Genomic DNA, 18,133 nt, shown 5'->3' with positions numbered 1-18,133 from the left:
TCTCTTCCTCTCCAAGATAGGTTTGCCCGATTACCTCAGGCGTAATTGGTTTCACGCCGAGGCTGGTCGAAAACGGTCCTGTCAAAACCGTCAAACGAAGGAGACAGACCATGACCGACCTCGACACGATCGCCCTGAACTACATCACCGCCTGGAACGAAAGCGATGCCGACCGCCGGGCGGCCTTGCTCAAGGCTGTCTTCACCGAGGACGTCAGCTATCGCGATCCGCTCATGCAGGGGGACGGCCATGAAGGCGTCGCGGCGCTGATCGGCGGCGTCCAGCAGCGCTTTGCCGGCTTCCGCTTCTCGCTGAAGGGCACGCCGGACGGCTTTGCCGACAAGATCCGCTTCTCCTGGAATCTCGGGCCCGAGGGCACTGCTTCCGTCATCGAAGGCACTGACATCGGCATCATCGAGAACGGCCGCCTGAAGAGCGTCACCGGCTTCCTCGACAAGGTGCCGGCGCAGTGAGGTCTTGCTGGCAAGTTGAGTGGCTCCCACGCTTACAGTAGTTGCTTGTCCAATCTGTAGAGGGGACCGATTGGCGAAGTCGGCGCCGCCCCTCATCGCCCTGCCGGGCACTTCTCCCCGTATAGTGACGGGGAGAAGGGGGCCGGCGGCAATCTCGACGCCCTTCCTGCGACGTTGGTGATTGGCGAAACCAGCAATGACAGCGCCCCTCTCTCCGTCTCTATGCGGGGAGAGGATGCCGGCAGGCAGGTGAGGGGCAGCGCCAGCGCCCGGACGAAAGGAATGGGACAAGCGCCAACTCACGCGGTTACGGCCTTGATCGCCGGATAGAGCGCGCGGTAGCGGTGATAGGCATCGGCGAAGGCGCCGCCAAGAGCTGCATCCGGCTCGATCGTGGCATCTGTCCTCGGCGCGGAGCACACGGCCAGCGGATCGGCGCCCGTCGCCGCGATCAGGCCAAGCCTGGCCGCTCCAAACGCAGCGCCGAAATCGCCATCAGCCGGAATATCCACCGGCAATTGCAGCGCGGTGGCGATCGCCTTCAGCCAGTAGCGCGAGCGCGAGCCGCCGCCGACCGCGGTCACGCGCGTCAAGGTCGTGCCGGCGGTTTTCAATGCCTCCAGGCTGTCGCGGAAGGCAAAGGCGACGCCTTCGAGCACGGCCTGGGTCAACACCGGGCGGCCCGATTCATGCGCCAGGCCTGTGAATGAGCCGCGAATGGCGGAATCATTGTGTGGCGTCCGCTCGCCAGAGAGATAGGGCAGGAAGGACACGCCGGTCGGCGCCTTGAGCGTCTCGCCGAGTTCCGATGTCAGTTCGCCCGCGCCCTTGCCCGTGATCTCCGACAGCCAGTTGAGCGAATCGGTTGCCGACAGGATGACGCCCATCTGGTGCCAGGTGTTGGGCAGCGCATGGCAGAAGGTGTGCACCGCGCTGGCCGGGTTGGGCAGATAGGCGGCGTTGGCGGCAAACAGCACACCCGATGTGCCGAGCGAGACAAAAGCGTGGCCGGCGCCGACCGTGCCCATGCCGCAGGCGGAAGCCGCATTGTCGCCGGCCCCGCCAGCCACCGGAGTGCCGGCCGCGATGCCCCACCGCGACGCGAGTTCGGCGCGCAGGGCGCCGGCTTTTTCCGTGCCCTCGACCAGCGACGGCATCTGCTTTTCCTCAAGCGAGGTCGCAGCGAGCAACTCGGAAGACCAGCGCCGCTTGCCGACATCGAGCCAGGATGTGCCGGCCGAATCCGACATTTCCGACATGTAGTCGCCGGTCAGCCAGAGCCGCAGGAAATCCTTGGGCAAAAGCACCTTTGCCACCTTGGCGAAGACAGCGGGTTCATTGTTCTTCACCCAGGCGAGCTTGGGCGCGGTGAAGCCGGGAAAGACGATGTTGCCGGTGAGCGCGCGGAAGCGCGGATCGGCGTCCAGTGCCGCCGCCTCGACATGGCTGCGCGTATCGTTCCACAGGATGCAGGGGCGCAACACCTGATCGGCCGCATCGAGCAAGGTCGCGCCATGCATCTGGCCCGACAGGCCGATGCCCTTGACTGCCGCGAACTGCCCGGGATGTGCCGCCTTCAGGTCGGCGATCGCATCTTCGCAGGCGCGTATCCAGTGCAGGGGATCCTGCTCGGACCAGCCCGGATGAGGGCGAGAAACATCAAGCGTGCCATGGCCGGAGCCGATGACGCCCTGTCCGGCATCGATCAGCAGCGCCTTGACGCCCGATGTGCCCAGGTCGAGGCCGAGATACATGGTTTCCTCCCACGTTCTTATTTTTTTCGGAACCCGAAAAATATGTTTGAGCCAGTTTTTAAGGCAAGATCCGCTCCGGGTCAATTCTCTGACAAATCGGCGGCACGTCTCGAAAACAGCGCCGACAGCGGACTGTCCGGGCGTACGGCCGAACGCTCCGTCGTCAGCGCCCTGGCCAGTGCACCGTCGCCGGCACGCAGGGCGGCTTCTATCAGCGTCAGATCGATGACGTCGCGCTGCGCGTGGCTGCCGCCAAATCGATGGGCGATGGTCCGGATCGGCCGGATCAGTCGGATGGTTTCGGCGTAGTTGCCCTCTCCGAACGCCTTGATCGCAAGCGTCAGGGGATGGCCGACATCCCGCGTGAAAGCGGCATTGTCGTCACCGCCCCGCATCGCTTCGCGCTGTGCCTCCAGCAAGGTCCGGGCCGGAGCATCGAGCCCGGCGCCGACAAAGGCCATCATCGCGTGGGCGTCGTTGAAGGCGTAGATGGAGGCAGCGGCCTTGGGCACCCAATTGGCGGCCAGCGCCGTCCAGCGGTCGCCGACATCGACGCCGCCGAGATGAAGCCGCCACAGGATCGCCGATGCATCGACCATGTTGAGCGCCAGCGTCGATCTGCTGCCATAGATCGGCCCGTCATAGAGCGCCAGCACCTCGCCGGTCTCGCCGAGATCGTAGTGGAACAGCGCCAGGTGCCACCAATTGTGGGCCTGGAGGAAGCTCTCCTTCGTCCAGGCTTCGGGATCGGTACGCATCCAGGCGATGCCGTCCCTTTGCCGGCTTTGCATCTCCATCACATGCGCGACCGCATGTTGCGCCCAGCCATCGCGCGGTTCGATCTCGACCGCCGTACGGCCGAGCCTTTCGGCCTGCGCATACTCAGCCATCTCTTCGAGCCCGAAGGCCTGCATGCCGAGAATGGCGTGATACCCCGGCATGTCCGCCTGCCATGATGGCAGGGCGCGGGCGATGCGGTCGCGCAGCATGCGGGCGTTGCCGGTGAAGAAATCGACCTGGTGTCCGACCTGGAGCGCCACGGCGTCGAGCGGAAAATCGATCGCTATGTCCCGCAGAATGCCGGAGGCCTGATGCCAGCGCCCGTTGGCGAGGTGGCCGAGGGCCGAGACATGCGCCCGCTCACGCGTTGTCGCGGCAAGCGGCAGCGCCGCCTCGTGGCAGATCCTGGCCACGGCCGTCGCCTCCGGTTCGGTGGCAAGGCCGAAAAGGTAGCCCTTGAAGACATGCGCCATGACAAAACCGGGGTCCCGCGCGATGGCGCGATCGACGGATTTCACGGGATCGCCGATGAAACACTGCAATTCGCGCACGGCCTGGCCGTAGGGCGCGAATCCGGCTTCCGTCGCGCCCGAAAATGCCAGGCCAAATGCGTCCCTGATGGCCATGCGAGAGTCCCTGGTCGAGGTCCGATGGGCATGGTGCCCACGGTCCAGCGTGATCTTAAAGCATAGGCCACGGCTACGCCATTTCACGAGTCGCGCCGCGGCATGTCAGACATTTTTGCAGTTCATCAACCATGGGAGACAGAATAGGCTTTGTAAAACTGGACGAATTGTGGCTTGATTGCGGCGCGGGCAAGGGGCTTGAAATCGCGATCTGAGAGGGGACGCGATGCGGCATTTTGAAATACAGGGTCCGAACAGCGGTTCGGAGCACATTGGCCGGGCTGTTTCTTTGCTGCGGCGAAGGCCCAGGCGGATCAATGTTGGGTTTATTAGCTTGCTTGCAACTACGACCTTTATGTTGCTGCCGAACTCCGCGGCCCTGGCGGCATGCCTGCTGGTTCCGTCTCCGGGCAATGACGTCTTCACTTGCGATAGTGGCGATTCGGGCGGCAGCCTCAACGACACCATCGGCAACAACACGCTGAACTTTCCCGCCGGCGGCACCGGCCAGGTGAGCGGCAACGTCACCTTCGGCCCGGGCACGGACCGCATCAACATGCAGTCCGGCACCATCACCGGCACGGTCGATCAGGGCGACGGCACGGATTTCTTCACCATCGGCGGCGGCACCGTCGCCGGCAATGTCCAGCAGGGCGCAGGCATTGACGACTTCAATATGAGCGGCGGCCAGATCGGTTCCCTGAACCAGGGCGACGGGCTGGACACCTTTACCATGAGCGGCGGGCGCATCGTCGATTTCTTCGACGATGGCGACCGTGCCGTGATGACCGACGGCCGCATCGGCCGCGTCAACATGAAGCTCGACAAGAACTATTTCAACATGTCGGGCGGCATCATCGACCGCAACCTGGTCACCGGCTTCGACCAGGACACCATCATTCTCTCCGGCGGCACGATCGGCGGCAACATCAGCGTCAGCGGCGGCAACGACAGCGTGACGATCACGGGCGGCACCGTCGGCGGCGATGTGCTGATGAGCTTCGGCGCGGACAATTTCGTGTGGAACGGCGGCGGCATCATCTATGGCGCCGTCGACCTCGGCGGCGACAACGATACGGCAAAGCTGAGCAACCTGACCAAAGCCAATCTGGGCGGCGCCGACGCGCTGAATGGCGGTCTCGGCACCGATACGCTGACCTTCGATAACGTCAAGCTCGACGGCATCAGCCGGATCCAGAACTGGGAAACCGTCGACGCCACCAACGACACCCAGCTCACGCTGGACGGCAATCTCGTGCTTGGAGACAGCGGCACCGGCACGGGATCGCTTAATGTCGATGCCGCGAGCACGCTCTATGGCGGCGGCTTCAACGGGTCGATCCAGGCCTTTACGTCGGGCCAGCTTGCGGACGTCGTCAACGCAGGCCGCATCGACCTGACCAACGGCAGTACCGGCGCGACGGACCGGCTGACGATTTCGGGCAATTACACCGGGCTCGGCGGCCTGCTGCTCATCCAGACCGAGCTCGGCGATGATTCGTCGGCGTCGGACAGGCTGGTGCTTTCGGGCGGCACGGCTTCCGGCTCGACCGGCATCGCGGTGGTCAATGTCGGCGGCGCGGGGGCCGAAACGATGCAGGACGGCATCATGGTCGTCCAGGCGGTCAACGGCGCCACCTCCACCTCAAGCGCCTTCGCGCTCGACGTGCCGGTCGCGGCAGGCGCCTTCGAATATTATCTGTTCAAGGGTGGCGTCACCGCCGGCAGCGCGGAGAACTGGTACCTGCGCTCGTCGCTGATAACGCCGACATCGCCGGCCGCGGCGCCGCCGGCGGCAGAACCAACACCCGCGCCGGAACCGGTGCCGCCCGAGACCGAACCTCCGCCGCCGCCATCCGCGCTGCCGCCGGTGCCGGCGCCGACCGAGGGCGACATCAACACTCCGCCGGCCGACCCGACGCCGCCCGTGCAGGCTAGCGATCCGGTGCCCGTGCCGCCGCCACCGCCGCCGCCGGCGCCGGCGGCTGATCCACCGCCACCGCCCCCGCCGGTCCCGACCGCCGTGCCCGATCTTCCGATGCCCGCGGCAGGGGAGGAAATCCTGCTCTATCGCGTCGAGGTGCCGGTCTATTCCGCGGTGCCGCCTGTGGCCGAGCATCTGGCGATGACGACACTTGGCACCTTCCATGAGCGGCGCGGCGAACAGAGCCTGTTGTCGAACACGGAGCTGTCGCCGGTCTGGGGCCGCATCTACGGCCAGGACGCCAAGGTGGGCTGGTCGGGAACGGTGTCGCCGTCCTTCGACGGCACCTTGTTCGGCCTGCAGGCGGGCTTCGACGTCTTCGGACGCGAAACCGCGTCGGGCGGGATCGATCGCGCCGGCCTGTTCGTCGCCTATGCCAGCATGAAGGGCGATGTGCGCGGCCAGGCGCTGGGGCAGAATGATCTGTCCGTCGGCGGCATCGATGTCAGCGGCACCAGCGTCGGCGGTTACTGGACCCGCATCGGCCAAGGCGGCTGGTACCTCGACGGCGTCCTCATGGCCACCTTCTTCGGCGGCGACGCGACGTCGTCGCGCAACGTCGGCATCGACATTGGCGGAACAGGTGTCACCGCCTCGCTGGAGGGCGGCCATCCCATTGCGCTGGCGCAGGGCTGGACGCTCGAACCGCAGGCGCAACTGATCTGGCAGCATCTGTCGCTCGACGATGCCAAGGATCGTTTCTCGTCGGTTTCCTTCGATAGCGAGGGCAGCGTCACCGGCCGGATCGGGGCTCGGCTGCAGGGCGAGTCCGTTGTCAATGGAATAGCGCTGCAGCCCTACCTCAAGGCCAATATCTGGCATGATTTTGGCGGCACCGATCGTGTCAGTTTCGACACCACCGACATCTCGACGGAGGGCAGGTCGACCTCGTTCGAGTTCGGCGGCGGTATCGTCGCCAAGGTGACGGACAAGGTCAGCATCTTTGCCACCGGCGACTACACCACCAATCTGGGCGGCGACAAACGCCGCATCCTCGAGGGCAATCTGGGCTTCAGCGTAAAATGGTGAGGCCCTCCGGGCCTCACCCGCGTCGGGACATCAATTGCCGGAACGCATCGCCACCGTGGCGATGCCGGCGCCGACCAGGAGCGTGCCGCCGGTACGGTTGAAGATGCGGATCGCCTTGGGATTGCGGACCACGTTGCGGGCGCGTGCCGCGATCAGCGCGTAACCGAAAGCGTTGGCGAAGGCGAGCGCCAGGAAGGTCGTCTCGAAGATCAGCATCTGCGTCCGGAAGTCGGCGTGCCGGTCGAGGAACTGCGGCAGGAAGGCGACGAAGAAGGTGATGCTTTTCGGGTTGAGCGCGGTGACCAGCCAGGCATGCGCCATCATCTTGGCCGACGACACCGCGTCGGTGCGGGGTTCGGCCTTCAGCGCGCCGCCGGCGCGGAACAGTTTCACGCCGAGATAAATCAGATAGCCGGCGCCGATCAGTTTCAGGATGGTGAAGACACCAGCCGAAGCGGCAAGCAGCGCGCCGATGCCCAGCATCGACAAGGTCATGGCGGTGAAGTCGCCGAGCGCCACGCCGACCGCCATCGGCAAAGCGGTGCGCCAGCCCTGGCCCAGCGCATAGGAGACGACCAGAAGGATCGTCGGGCCCGGGATGATGAGGAGGATGGTCGACGCGGCAGCGAAGGCGGCCCAGTTTTCGAAGGACATGCTCGTCTCCTTTGAGCTCAAAGAAGAGGATAAATCCTTGGCTCCCGAAGAATGTAAAGGGACCGAATCCTTGTTTTTGCGTATTCCGGCCGGGCAACCGGCACGACTCTTACGGGACCGCGACGTCAATTGCGCCAGCGGCAAAAAGCTTGATGACGGTTTCAACGTCTTGCAGATGTTTAATGGCGACCGCGCGGGAGGGCGGAGCGGCGCCTCGGCAAGGCGCAAACGCAAGCAGCGCAAGGCATTCACGCTTTATCAACCATGAATGATGAAAATGCCCACTATCCGGCCGGACCGTGCTTCCCGCCGACAGCGTAGGATTTGGGTATATGCGTGAGTTGCCGCAAGGTCCGACGCCGCCACGAAACGGCGACGCAGTCGAAACCGATCTTCTTCTTTCCCGCCGCGCCGTCCTGTCCGGGGCGGGCGCTTTGGCATTGCTCGGCGTCGCCGGCTGCTCGACCTCGGGTGGTGTCGATCTGCCGGCGCTGCAGCTCGACGATACGGTCACCGGTTCGGTGCCGATCCGGCCCTCGATCAGCGTCGACAAGAACATCACCAGCCCCGACGTCATGTATGCCTCCTTGACGGATAACGGCTTCAACGTGCCCGAGGTGCCCTATCTCAAGGTCAAGCCGGAGTTCCGTCGCCAGATCGTCGTCGATACGACCGGCGAGGCGCCCGGCACCATCGTCGTGCATCTCAAGGAACGCATGCTCTATCTCGTCCAGCCGGGTGGCGACGCCATCCGCTACGGCGTCGGCATCGGCAAGGACGGTTTCCGCTGGTCCGGCCGCGCCAACATCCAGTACGGCAGGGAGTGGCCGACCTGGACGCCGCCGCCCGAAATGATCCAGCGCAAGCCGGAACTGGTGAAGTGGCAGGGCGGCCAGCCCGGCGGCCTGACCAATCCCCTCGGGGCGCGTGCGCTCTACATCTACCAGGACGGCAAGGACACCGGCTACCGCATCCATGGCTCGCCGGAATGGTGGAGCATCGGCCAGGCGATGTCGTCGGGCTGCGTGCGCCTGATCAACCAGGACATCATCGACCTCTACAGCCGGGTGTCGAAGAAAAACCCCGTCGTCGTCATGTGATCGTCCAGCCCTCCGTTTCTCCCGTTGCGCGATGCGGCAAGACAGGCCAAGGTGACCTGAAAACCATCGCCTAGAGCCGGATGATTTCAGGTCCGTTCGACCTGAAATCCGAATCCGTCTCTTTCGGCGTCATGCCCTAGGGAGACATCAAGCATGGCTGGAACTTTCGTCATCGCGCAGGGCGGCGGCCCGACCGCCGTCATCAACCAGACGGTCGTGGGCGCCGCGCTGGAGATCCGCAGGCGCCATCCCGGTGCCAAGGTGCTGGGCTCCCTGCACGGCGTGCGCGGCATCCGTGACGGCAACTATGTCGACCTCTCCGCCATCCCGGAGGACCGGCTGCGGCTGATCGCCGGAACGCCGAGCGCCGCCCTCGGGTCGACGCGCGACAAGCCGGATGCCGCCTATTGCGAGGTCATCCTGAAGGGCCTGCAGAAGGCGGGCGCCGACGCTTTCATCTATATCGGCGGCAACGACACCTCGGGCACGCAGCAGATCCTGACCGATGCCGCCGGCGGCAAGATCGCTTTCGTCCATGCGCCGAAGACCATCGACAACGATCTCGAGGAAAACGACCATACGCCGGGCTTCATGTCCGCGGCCGAATTCGTCGCTGGCGCCTTCCTGTCCGTCGATCTCGATTTTCGCGCGCTTCCCGGCATCTATGTCGGCATCGTCATGGGCCGCCATGCCGGCTTCCTGACCGCGGCGTCGGCGGCCTGGCAGCTCGATTCCGACAGCGGCCCGCATCTGGTCTACGTCCCGGAGCGGCCGTTCTCCGCCGCCGGTTTCATCGACGACGTGCGCGCCACCCTCGACCGCCACAAGCGCTGCATCGTCGCCGTGTCGGAAGGCGTCAGCACCGCCGACGGCAAGGCACTGGTCGAAAGCCTGGTGCCGGCGGACAAGCTCGAGCGCGACCAGCACGGCAACGTCAAACTCTCGGGCAGCGACCTGCCGGCGGCGCTCGAACGGGCATTGGCCGAGGGGCTGCCGGGCAAGCGTGCCCGCGTCGACGCACTCGGCTACATGCCGCGCGGCTATGTCGGCTCCATCAGCCCGGTCGATGCGCAGGAGGCCTTCGATGCCGGCGCCTTTGCCGTCGGCGTCGCCGAACAGGGCGGCGGCTCGGTGGCGCTGCAATATGATGGCAGCAAGATAGTGCTGAAGAAGGTGCCGCTGAAGAACGTCGCCGGCAAGACCCGTCACATGCCCGACGATTTCATGAAGCCCGACGCCAACCAGCTGTCCGAGGCCGGCATGGCCTATCTCAAACGGCTGGTGCCGGAAAAATACAAGGTCGGAAAGCCGTTCGTCTGATGCCGGGTTCGCTTGATGCCCGGCTCACACCTGATGCCCGGCTCACACTTAATGGATAGCTGGTTCTCCAGGCGCATCGTCGACGGCAGGACGACGATGCTGACCGAGCCGTTCGTGCACGACTATGTGCGCGCCAATATCTGGCATTTCACCGGCCGCGACGCCGACCTTCTGGTCGACACCGGGATGGGCATCTGTCCGCTGGCGCCGGAGATAAGGACGCTCGAAGGCAAGCCGCTTCTGGTCGTCGCCACCCATATTCACCTCGACCATGTCGGCTCGCTGCACGAATTTCCGCTGCGGGCCGGGCCAAGGATGAGCGCAGCGCAATTCGAGAGCATGGATGAGGCCGCGACTTACGCCTACATGTTCCACGATCTCGAGGGCGCCGTTTCGAAATTGCCGGCGCCTGGCTGGAAGTCGGCCGACTATGCGATAGCGCCGGCACCGTTGACGCGTATGCTCGACGAAGGCGACGTGGTCGATCTAGGAGACCGCCGGTTTCGGGTGCTGCATCTCCCCGGACATTCGCCGGATTCGATCGCGCTTTTCGATGAGGCCGACGGCCTGTTTTTCAGCGGCGACGCCATCTATGACGACACGCTGATCGACGATTTGCCGGATTCCGACCGAGAGGCCTATCGCAACACGATGCGCCGGCTGCTCGACCTGCCGATCAGGATCGGCCATGGCGGCCACGGCCCGAGCTTCGACGGCGGGCGCATGCGCGAAATCGCGTCGGCCTATCTGCGATCCGTAAGCGCACTCTGAATTAAATCTTCGTAAGGTCGGGCTAAAACCCTAAATCGCGCAGATCGGCGCCCTAGATAGTTGTTGTCGATCCGGCCGGCTGCCATGCGTGGCGAGGCAGGCAACCCGGGCCGTCGGCACGCTGACGGGCACTTCTCCCAGGAAGACCCGCGGCGCGGATCAACCCCTCGCCCGGACAGAACGACCATGTCAAACCTGAGCATTCTTCGTAGGCATCGCATCGCCGCCCTGCTGGGCGCCGCGCTGCTGGTTTCTCCCTTTGTCGTCTCATTCGCCGACAGCGCGAACGGCGTCGGCACGGGCAACACGGTTGCAACGACGCAGACCCCCGTTGCCGGGACCACGGCCCCGAGCGGTTCGTTGGCGCCGATCGTGGCCACGACCAAGCCGGCCGTCGTGACCGTGACCACGGTCATGAAAGGACAGCCGGAAGCAATGAACGAAGCGTCGCCCTTCGATGGCGCCTCGCCCTTCGACGACTATTTCCGCCAGTTCTTCGGCGATCAGGGCATGCCCGCTCCCAAGACGCCTCCGCAACAGCGGTTGCCGCGGGCCGAAGCGCTCGGTTCGGGCTTCATCGTCGGTGCCGACGGCACCATCGTCACCAACAACCATGTCGTCGACGGCGCTTCCTCGATAAAGGTCACGCTCGACGACGGCACGGAGCTCCCGGCCAAGCTGGTCGGTCACGATGCCAAGAACGACCTCGCCGTGCTGAAGATCAACGCCGGCAAGTCGTTGCCAACCGTGAAGTGGGGCGACTCCGACAAGCTCATGACAGGCGACCAGGTGCTGGCGATCGGCAATCCGTTCGGCATCGGCACCACGGTAACAGCCGGTATCGTCTCGGCGCGTGGCCGCGACCTGCATAGCGGGCCGTTCGACGATTTCATCCAGATCGACGCGCCGATCAATCACGGCAATTCCGGCGGCCCGCTGGTGGACGTCAATGGCAATGTCGTCGGCATCAACACGGCGATCTATTCGCCCAATGGCGGCAGCGTCGGTGTCGGTTTCGCCATTCCGTCTGACCAGGCTGAGAAGGTGGTCGCCAAGCTGATGAAGGGCGGCAACATCGAATACGGCTATCTCGGCGTCGAGATCCAGCCCGTCACCCCGGATGTGGCAAGCGCCATCGGGCTGGACCGTCCCAGCGGTGCCTTGGTCTCGCAGGTCAATGACGGCTCGCCCGCGGCCAAGGCCGGCGTCGAGACCGGCGACGTCATCACCGGCTTCGCCGGGCAGGACGTCAAGGATCCCAAGGACCTGTCACGAGCCGTCGCCGACGTCGCGCCGGGTGCCAAGGAGAGACTGGATGTCTGGCGCAAGGGCAAGGCCATGCAGATCTCGGTGGAGGTCGGACGCAACAGCGACGATGTGAAAACGGCGTCTACGGATGACTCCAGCGCGCCGGGCACCGAACAGGGTTCCCGCGTGCCGGCCGTCGGCCTCGGCTTGATGGATATCACGCCGGACATCCGCCAGCAGATGAACCTCCCCGAGAACGAGCACGGCGCGGTGGTTGCGAGCGTCAATCCCGACAAGCCGGCAGCGACTGCCGGCATCCAGCCGGGCGATGTCATCGTCGCCGTCAACCAGGCTCCGGTGAAGAGCGCCAGGCAGGTGACCCAAGCGATTGCCCAAGCCGGCAAATCCGGACGCAAATCGGTGCTGCTTCTGGTGGAGCGCGGCGACACCCAGATCTATGTCGCCGTGCCGTTCGCCAATGGCTGAACATAAACAGCGGCGTGGCGGGCTTGCGGACGAGCCCGCCACGCCGGTTCGGTTGGCTACAACTTGCGCAGCGCCACTTCCTCGATCAGGTGGTCGGCGCCCTTGCGCAGGATCAAGTCGGCGCGGGCACGCGTCGGCAGGATGTTTTCGCGCAGGTTCTTCAGGTTGATGTTGGTCCACAGGCCCTCGGCGATCGCCTTGGCCGCATCCTCCGACAGCTGCGAATAGCGGTGGAAGAAGGAGTCCGGATCGCGGAAGGCGGTTTCGCGCAGCCGCATGAAGCGGGAAATATACCAATTGTGGATCAGCTTCTCGTCGGCATCGATGTAAATGGCGAAGTCGAAGAAGTCCGACAGGAAGGGCACGATCTTGCCGTCCTGCGGCAGCTTGCCCGGCTGCAGCACGTTGATGCCTTCGAAGATCAGGATGTCGGGCCGGTCGATGGTGACGAACTCGCCGGGGATGACGTCATAGGTAAGGTGCGAATAGACCGGCGCGCGGACATCGGGCAACGCCGACTTGATACCCGAGAGGAAACGCAGCAGCGCGCCGACATCGTAGCTGTCGGGGAAACCCTTGCGCTCCATTAGGTTTTGGCGGCGCAGCACCTCGTTGGGCAGCAGGAAGCCGTCCGTGGTGATGAGGTCCACCTTCGGGCTCGACGGCCATCGCGCCAGCAATTCCTTCAGCACGCGCGCCGTGGTCGATTTGCCGACCGCGACAGAACCGGCAATGCCGATGATGAACGGCGTCTTGGCCACGTCGGCGGCGTTGAAGAAGGCCTGGCGCTGCCGGAACAGAAGCTGGCTCGCCTCGACATGCGCCGACAAAAGCCGCGACAAGGACAGATAGATGCGCTTGACCTCTTCGAGGTCGACCGGGTCGTTGAGCGAACGCAGGCGGCGGAACTCGTCCTCGCTCAGCGTCAGCGGCGTATCGGCTCGGAACCGCGACCATTGCTCGGCTGAGAAGAAGCGAAACGGAGAATATTTCTCGGTTGGCGCGAGCTGATCCATCGAGATACCTGCCCTTCCTCCCGATCAGCCCTTGGGCCGCGACGCCTTTTCGGCGATGCCCGAACGCCCGGTACGGGCTTCAAGCTCCTTGAGCACGTCGTTCAACGGGACACCCGAGATGCCGAGAACGACAAGCCAATGATATATAAGATCGGCGCTTTCGGAAACGAGGCCCTGTTTGTCGCCCTTGACGGCGGCGATCACGGTCTCGACCGCCTCCTCGCCGAGTTTCTGCGCCGCCTTGTCGATGCCCCGGGCGTAAAGCTTGGCCGTCCACGAATCCGGATCGCCGGAATGGGCGCGGTCGCTGACGATTTTTTCCAGGTCGGAGAGCGAAAACTCGGCCATGTCGATCTATCTTCTTGTTTAAGCCGGGTTTTTTCCGAACGCCGGCTTCGGGAGCATGCTCTAGGACCTGTTGCCCAGCGAGTCCAGCCGCATCGGCAGGCCGGCCTTGGCCATATGCGCCTTGGCTTCGGCGATGGTGTAGGTGCCGAAATGGAAGATGGAGGCCGCCAGCACAGCACCCGCATGGCCGTCGCGAATGCCTTCGACCATGTGGTCGAGCGTGCCGACGCCACCCGAAGCGATGACCGGCGCGCGCACCGCGTCCGACACCGCGCGGGTCAGCGCGATGTCGTAGCCGGCCTTGGTGCCGTCGCGGTTCATCGAGGTCAACAGGATCTCGCCGGCGCCGCGATCGACCATTTTCCGCGCGAATTCCACGGCGTCGATGCCGGTCTTCTCGCGCCCGCCATGGGTGAAGATCTCCCAGCGGTCGGCCTCGCCGGGGCCGGAGACTTTCTTGGCGTCGATGGCGACGACGATGCATTGGTTGCCGAACTTGTCGGCCGCTTCGGCGACGAAATCCGGGTTCTTCACCGCCGCCGTGTTGATCGACACCTTGTCGGCCCCGGCCAGCAGCAATTTTCGGATGTCGGCCACCTGGCGCACGCCGCCGCCGACGGTCAGCGGCATGAAGCATTGTTCCGCGGTGCGGGCGATGACGTCGAAGATGGTCTCGCGATTGTCCGACGAGGCGGTGATGTCGAGAAAGCAGAGTTCGTCGGCGCCGGCGGCATCATAGGCCTTGGCGGCCTCCACCGGATCGCCGGCGTCGATGAGGTCGACGAAATTGACGCCCTTGACGACACGGCCGTCCTTGACGTCGAGGCAAGGGATGACGCGGGCTTTCAGCATCAGCGGCCCTCTATCGTGGCAAGCAGATCGTTGAGCAGCTGACCGACCAACGGCGGCACATCGGCTTGGGCATCGAAGGCCGGATCGTAAGCGGAAACGGTGATGCCGACGACCGGTACCGCAAGCGCCATGGCGCAGGCCGCGTCGCGCAGCTGCTCCGGGTTCGGTCCGCCTGATGTGACGTAACGGTTGGCCTGCAGCGCCTTGGGATCGTGCACGTCGAGATCGAGATGCATGTGCACGCTGTTGGCGCCGGCGGCCTTCAGTTTTTCCGTCGCTTGCGCCACGCCTGGACATTCCGTCCGGATGACAGGCAATGTTTCGAGTAGTTCTTCCTCCGCCGGATCGAGATCGCGGGCGTTGACGAGCACGCAGCGCGCGGGATCGATCGGCCTGAAGCCGGGAATGGCGGCCGCCATCGGACGCCAGCACAGGCCGAGCACCGTCGACAGCGCCATGCCGTCGAGAAAGCCGTAGACGGAGGTCTCGGGCGTGTTGAGGTCGCCATGCTGGTCTGCCCAGATGATCGCGTCGGCGCCTTCGCCGGCGACCGCGCCGGCTGACGTCAGGCAGTTTCCGGCCAGCACGATGGGAAACCGCCCCCTGTCGCGGGCCATGCGGACCTCGCCCGAGACGGCGTTGCAGACGGCAAAACCCGTGGCGATCTCGCGCTCCTGGCCGTCGCCGACCCTGCCGATATCCTCGACCGTGACGTCGTGGCCGGCAAGGGTCAGGGCATCGACGAGCCCGCCCGATATCAGCGCGTCCGGTCCCTGGCCCATGCCGCCATGATAGTGGCCGCTGTCATAGGGGGCCAGGATGAGCGAAACCTTCACGACCGCGTCTCCATCGCCGGCCGGCCCCGCAGGATGGCCAGCGCCTCTGTGGGATCGATGCGGCCGTCATAGAGGGCACGGCCCGAGATCGCGCCTTCGAGTTTTTTCGCATCGGGCATGGTCATGCGCACGATGTCGGCGATCGAAGCCAACCCGCCCGAGGCGATGACCGGGATCGACACCGCGTCGGCGAGGTCGATGGTGGCGTCCCAGTTGATGCCGGTCAGCACGCCGTCGCGGTCGATGTCGGTATAGATGATGGCGGCGACGCCGGCGCCTTCGAATTTCCTCGCCAGTTCGATGACGCCGAGGCTCGAGGCTTCCGCCCAGCCTTCGACCGCCACCTTGCCGCCCTTGGCATCGATGCCGACGGCGACCTTGCCCGGAAATGCCTTGCAGGCCTGCCTGACCAGATCGGGATCGCGCACCGCCACCGTGCCGAGGATGACGCGGGCCAGTCCACGGTCTAGCCAGTCCTCGATCTGCTCCAGCGTGCGAATGCCGCCGCCGAGCTGCACCGGGTTCTTGGTCGCCTTCAGGATGGCCCCGACCGCGGCGCTGTTGACGCTCTGGCCCTGGAAGGCGCCGTTGAGGTCGACGACATGCAGCCACTCGAAGCCCTGCCCTTCAAAGGCTTTTGCCTGCGCGGCGGGGTCGTCATTGTAGATCGTCGCGGTCGCCATATCGCCGTGCTTCAGCCGCACGCATTGGCCGTCCTTGAGGTCGATGGCTGGAAACAGGATCACTCAGGCACCCTCGACGATCGCGAAATGTCCGGTCGAAGCCGCCAGCCTGTTCTGCAACGCTGTCTGGTAGGCTGGCGATCGATAGCAGCTGAGCGCGGTTTCATAAGAGTCGAACTCGACCACCACCTGCCTGTCAAATTCCGATCCTTCGGGATTGGTCACTTGTCCGCCGCGCACAAGATAGCGGCCTCCGAAAGACGAAACCGCGTCGCCGATGGCGTCGCGGTAACGCTGATACCCTTCCGGATCTGTCACCGTCAGCATTACCATCCAGTAGCCCTTCTTGCTCATGGTTCAGGGCCTCCAGCGCAGGAAATTGGTGATCAGCGCCAGGCCCAGCGCCTGGCTCTTCTCAGGATGGAACTGCGTGCCAGCGAGATTGTCACGGGCGACCGTGGCCGTCACCGGGCCCCCATAGTCGGCGACCGCGAGGATCTCGTCCGGTTTTTTTGCGTCGAGATGGTAGGAGTGGACGAAATAGGCATGCAGTCCCGCCGCGCCGGTCGGAATGCCGGAGAACAATGGGTGCTTATGCCTCAATTCGATCGTGTTCCAGCCGATCTGCGGGATCTTCAGCGCCGGATCGGAAGGCGTGATCTCCTTGACGTCGCCCGATATCCAGCCGAACCCGTTGGTGACGGTCTTTTCGAGGCCGCGCTCGGACATCAGCTGCATGCCGACGCAAATTCCCAGGAAAGGCCGGCCCTTGGCGATGGCGACGTCCTCGACCGCCTCCCACATGCCGTCCACGGCACGCAGGCCGGCCGCGCAATCGGCGTAAGCGCCGACGCCGGGCAGGACGATGCGGTCCGCGGTGCGCACCCGGTCGGCATCGGCCGTCAGGTCGATCTCGGCCGCGATGCCGGCCTCGCGCGCGGCGCGCTCGAAGGCCTTGGTGGCCGAGCGCAGATTGCCCGAACCGTAATCGATGATCGCAACCCGCATCTCAGCGCCGTCCCGGAATGTGGGTCAGCCCCAGCGCCATGCCTGGCTGTGCCGGGCGCGCCAAAGCGGCATCTGGGACGATGCGCGGCGCGGGTGCCGCTTCATCCGAAAGCCCTTCGACCTCAAGGGCATAGCGCATGTCGGCGTCGGCGAGCCAGCCGGCCTCGACGACGCCCCACTCATGCCAACCGCGGCGGCGCAGTGCCGCGATGCGCAAGCCCTGTCCTTCCAGTCCGACATAGAGCGAGACGAGCAGCGACAAAAGCGAGCCGGCCACACCGAGCCCAAGTCTCTCGCCAAGCATCGACAGCACGCCCATGACGACAAAGGCGAGCGCCGCTTCGACCCACATCCGGTGCCAGGCAAGCCACAGCGGCGGCACAAGCAGGCCGAGCCAGGTGAAGCCGTCGCGGACTAAGGTCGTCGTGTCGACTTTCTCGCTGCGGCCAGGTGGCTCCATCACGACATAGGCGGTCATGAGGCTATCCCTTCAAAGAACCCTTGGTGGAGGGAACCGCGTCAGGCTGGCGCGGATCGCGCTCGAGCGCGGCGCGCAGCGCGCGCGCCACCGCCTTGAAGCAGGTCTCGGCGACATGATGGTTGTTGGCGCCATAATGGTTGGTGACATGCAGCGTGATGCCGGCGTTCTGCGCCAGCGCCTGGAAGAATTCGCGCACCAGTTCGGTGTCGAAGGTGCCGATCTTCGGCGACGAGAACGACACGTTCCAGACCAGGAAGGGGCGGCCCGACACGTCGATCGCCGCGCGCGTCAGCGTCTCGTCCATGGCAAGGTCGATCGAGGCGTAGCGCATGATGCCGCGCCGCTCGCCCAGCGCCTTGGTCAAGGCCTGCCCGAGCGCGATGCCGGTGTCCTCGACCGTGTGGTGGTCGTCTATATGCAGGTCGCCCGTCGCCCTGACTGTCATGTCGATCAGGGAATGGCGGGAAAGCTGGTCCAGCATATGGTCGAAGAAGCCGACGCCGGTGGCGATGTCCGATTTGCCGGAGCCGTCGACATGGATCGACACGGAGATATCGGTTTCCCCAGTCTTGCGGCTTGCATCGGCGGAACGAGGCGCCATCACTCTATCCTTGTGCCAGTGGTTCAGATCGTGACCGGTTCACGGGTCTCAAGCGCTCGCTGGCTTGAAAACGAGAGCCTTCT

The 18,133-nt window shown here is 64.8% G+C and carries 19 protein-coding genes; 7 read left to right on the top strand and 12 right to left on the bottom strand.

Annotated features, from left to right (window positions below; translation table 11 throughout):
- The first annotated feature begins 110 nt into the window (after positions 1-110).
- On the top strand, positions 111-473 hold the full coding sequence (locus MESAU_RS03145; RefSeq protein ID WP_015314598.1) for a nuclear transport factor 2 family protein: 363 nt from the start codon (positions 111-113) through the stop codon (positions 471-473).
- Positions 474-772: 299 nt separating this feature from the next.
- Here the strand turns inward: MESAU_RS03145 and xylB are convergent, their stop codons facing one another.
- Positions 773-2,227, bottom strand: a complete 1,455-nt coding sequence (xylB, locus tag MESAU_RS03140) for a xylulokinase (protein WP_015314597.1) — start codon at positions 2,225-2,227, stop codon at positions 773-775.
- 80 nt (positions 2,228-2,307) lie between these two features.
- A complete protein-coding gene (locus MESAU_RS03135) occupies positions 2,308-3,633 on the bottom strand; it encodes a tetratricopeptide repeat protein (protein ID WP_015314596.1) in 1,326 nt (441 codons plus the stop codon).
- 355 nt (positions 3,634-3,988) lie between these two features.
- On the opposite strand from MESAU_RS03135, the gene MESAU_RS03130 reads away from it, so the two are divergent.
- On the top strand, positions 3,989-6,646 hold the full coding sequence (locus MESAU_RS03130) for an autotransporter family protein (RefSeq protein ID WP_245262940.1): 2,658 nt from the start codon (positions 3,989-3,991) through the stop codon (positions 6,644-6,646).
- Positions 6,647-6,676: 30 nt separating this feature from the next.
- On the opposite strand, the gene MESAU_RS03125 is transcribed toward MESAU_RS03130, so the two are convergent.
- A complete protein-coding gene (locus tag MESAU_RS03125; RefSeq protein ID WP_015314594.1) occupies positions 6,677-7,300 on the bottom strand; it encodes a LysE family translocator in 624 nt (207 codons plus the stop codon).
- Between MESAU_RS03125 and MESAU_RS03120 the strand changes: the two genes are divergently transcribed.
- The 5 genes from MESAU_RS03120 (at position 7,299) to MESAU_RS03100 (ending at position 12,225) form a co-directional block, all read left to right on the top strand.
- Entirely contained in the window at positions 7,299-7,568 is a 270-nt protein-coding gene (locus MESAU_RS03120) for a hypothetical protein (RefSeq protein WP_140660229.1), read from the top strand. The two genes, MESAU_RS03125 and MESAU_RS03120, sit on opposite strands and share 2 nt — an antisense overlap.
- Before the next feature lie 64 nt (positions 7,569-7,632).
- The gene (locus MESAU_RS03115) at positions 7,633-8,400 is read left to right on the top strand and encodes a L,D-transpeptidase (protein ID WP_015314593.1); all 768 of its coding nucleotides are present in this window, start codon (positions 7,633-7,635) and stop codon (positions 8,398-8,400) included.
- A gap of 153 nt (positions 8,401-8,553) precedes the next feature.
- Positions 8,554-9,720 (top strand): diphosphate--fructose-6-phosphate 1-phosphotransferase, encoded by a 1,167-nt coding sequence (locus MESAU_RS03110; RefSeq protein WP_015314592.1) that lies wholly within the window; start codon positions 8,554-8,556, stop codon positions 9,718-9,720.
- Between the two features lie 51 nt (positions 9,721-9,771).
- Entirely contained in the window at positions 9,772-10,491 is a 720-nt protein-coding gene (locus tag MESAU_RS03105; RefSeq protein ID WP_015314591.1) for an MBL fold metallo-hydrolase, read from the top strand.
- Positions 10,492-10,677: 186 nt separating this feature from the next.
- Positions 10,678-12,225, top strand: a complete 1,548-nt coding sequence (locus MESAU_RS03100; RefSeq protein ID WP_015314590.1) for a DegQ family serine endoprotease — start codon at positions 10,678-10,680, stop codon at positions 12,223-12,225.
- A 56-nt stretch (positions 12,226-12,281) separates the two neighbouring features.
- On the opposite strand, the gene coaA is transcribed toward MESAU_RS03100, so the two are convergent.
- From coaA to hisB, 9 genes are read right to left on the bottom strand one after another with little or no spacing between them, the layout of a single operon-like run.
- On the bottom strand, positions 12,282-13,241 hold the full coding sequence (gene coaA / locus MESAU_RS03095) for a type I pantothenate kinase (RefSeq protein WP_015314589.1): 960 nt from the start codon (positions 13,239-13,241) through the stop codon (positions 12,282-12,284).
- Positions 13,242-13,265: 24 nt separating this feature from the next.
- Positions 13,266-13,589, bottom strand: a complete 324-nt coding sequence (locus tag MESAU_RS03090; protein WP_015314588.1) for a phosphoribosyl-ATP diphosphatase — start codon at positions 13,587-13,589, stop codon at positions 13,266-13,268.
- A gap of 60 nt (positions 13,590-13,649) precedes the next feature.
- On the bottom strand, positions 13,650-14,444 hold the full coding sequence (hisF, locus tag MESAU_RS03085; RefSeq protein ID WP_041163598.1) for an imidazole glycerol phosphate synthase subunit HisF: 795 nt from the start codon (positions 14,442-14,444) through the stop codon (positions 13,650-13,652).
- On the bottom strand, positions 14,441-15,277 hold the full coding sequence (locus MESAU_RS03080) for an arginase family protein (RefSeq protein ID WP_015314586.1): 837 nt from the start codon (positions 15,275-15,277) through the stop codon (positions 14,441-14,443). Before MESAU_RS03080 ends, hisF begins: the two co-directional genes overlap by 4 nt.
- Positions 15,274-16,023, bottom strand: a complete 750-nt coding sequence (gene hisA / locus MESAU_RS03075) for a 1-(5-phosphoribosyl)-5-[(5-phosphoribosylamino)methylideneamino]imidazole-4-carboxamide isomerase (RefSeq protein WP_015314585.1) — start codon at positions 16,021-16,023, stop codon at positions 15,274-15,276. The genes MESAU_RS03080 and hisA overlap by 4 nt, the downstream gene beginning before the upstream one ends.
- Complete coding sequence (locus MESAU_RS03070) at positions 16,024-16,314, bottom strand: DUF1330 domain-containing protein (RefSeq protein WP_015314584.1); 291 nt, start codon at positions 16,312-16,314, stop codon at positions 16,024-16,026.
- A gap of 3 nt (positions 16,315-16,317) precedes the next feature.
- Positions 16,318-16,968, bottom strand: coding sequence for an imidazole glycerol phosphate synthase subunit HisH (gene hisH, locus MESAU_RS03065; RefSeq protein ID WP_015314583.1), 651 nt, complete (start codon positions 16,966-16,968; stop codon positions 16,318-16,320).
- A gap of 1 nt (position 16,969) precedes the next feature.
- Positions 16,970-17,446, bottom strand: coding sequence for a DUF2628 domain-containing protein (locus MESAU_RS03060; RefSeq protein WP_015314582.1), 477 nt, complete (start codon positions 17,444-17,446; stop codon positions 16,970-16,972).
- 4 nt (positions 17,447-17,450) lie between these two features.
- Positions 17,451-18,050 (bottom strand): imidazoleglycerol-phosphate dehydratase HisB, encoded by a 600-nt coding sequence (gene hisB, locus MESAU_RS03055; RefSeq protein WP_015314581.1) that lies wholly within the window; start codon positions 18,048-18,050, stop codon positions 17,451-17,453.
- Between the last annotated feature and the right edge of the window lie 83 nt (positions 18,051-18,133).

The sequence above is a fragment of the Mesorhizobium australicum WSM2073 genome, from assembly GCF_000230995.2.
Classification (GTDB): Bacteria; Pseudomonadota; Alphaproteobacteria; order Rhizobiales; family Rhizobiaceae; genus Mesorhizobium; species Mesorhizobium australicum.
This window is presented reverse-complemented; position numbering and strand designations above follow the sequence as displayed.

Bases quoted from the DNA above. Each gene is read 5' to 3' on its own strand.
- MESAU_RS03070 (WP_015314584.1), bottom strand. From the start codon at position 16,314: ATGAGCAAGAAGGGCTACTGGATGGTAATGCTGACGGTGACAGATCCG.
- MESAU_RS03115 (WP_015314593.1), top strand. From the start codon at position 7,633: ATGCGTGAGTTGCCGCAAGGTCCGACGCCGCCACGAAACGGCGACGCA.
- MESAU_RS03125 (WP_015314594.1), bottom strand. From the start codon at position 7,300: ATGTCCTTCGAAAACTGGGCCGCCTTCGCTGCCGCGTCGACCATCCTC.
- MESAU_RS03100 (WP_015314590.1), top strand. From the start codon at position 10,678: ATGTCAAACCTGAGCATTCTTCGTAGGCATCGCATCGCCGCCCTGCTG.
- MESAU_RS03060 (WP_015314582.1), bottom strand. From the start codon at position 17,446: ATGACCGCCTATGTCGTGATGGAGCCACCTGGCCGCAGCGAGAAAGTC.
- MESAU_RS03120 (WP_140660229.1), top strand. From the start codon at position 7,299: ATGCTCGTCTCCTTTGAGCTCAAAGAAGAGGATAAATCCTTGGCTCCC.
- MESAU_RS03130 (WP_245262940.1), top strand. From the start codon at position 3,989: ATGTTGCTGCCGAACTCCGCGGCCCTGGCGGCATGCCTGCTGGTTCCG.
- MESAU_RS03110 (WP_015314592.1), top strand. From the start codon at position 8,554: ATGGCTGGAACTTTCGTCATCGCGCAGGGCGGCGGCCCGACCGCCGTC.
- hisH (WP_015314583.1), bottom strand. From the start codon at position 16,968: ATGCGGGTTGCGATCATCGATTACGGTTCGGGCAATCTGCGCTCGGCC.
- xylB (WP_015314597.1), bottom strand. From the start codon at position 2,227: ATGTATCTCGGCCTCGACCTGGGCACATCGGGCGTCAAGGCGCTGCTG.
- MESAU_RS03145 (WP_015314598.1), top strand. From the start codon at position 111: ATGACCGACCTCGACACGATCGCCCTGAACTACATCACCGCCTGGAAC.
- MESAU_RS03135 (WP_015314596.1), bottom strand. From the start codon at position 3,633: ATGGCCATCAGGGACGCATTTGGCCTGGCATTTTCGGGCGCGACGGAA.
- MESAU_RS03105 (WP_015314591.1), top strand. From the start codon at position 9,772: ATGGATAGCTGGTTCTCCAGGCGCATCGTCGACGGCAGGACGACGATG.
- coaA (WP_015314589.1), bottom strand. From the start codon at position 13,241: ATGGATCAGCTCGCGCCAACCGAGAAATATTCTCCGTTTCGCTTCTTC.
- hisB (WP_015314581.1), bottom strand. From the start codon at position 18,050: ATGGCGCCTCGTTCCGCCGATGCAAGCCGCAAGACTGGGGAAACCGAT.
- MESAU_RS03090 (WP_015314588.1), bottom strand. From the start codon at position 13,589: ATGGCCGAGTTTTCGCTCTCCGACCTGGAAAAAATCGTCAGCGACCGC.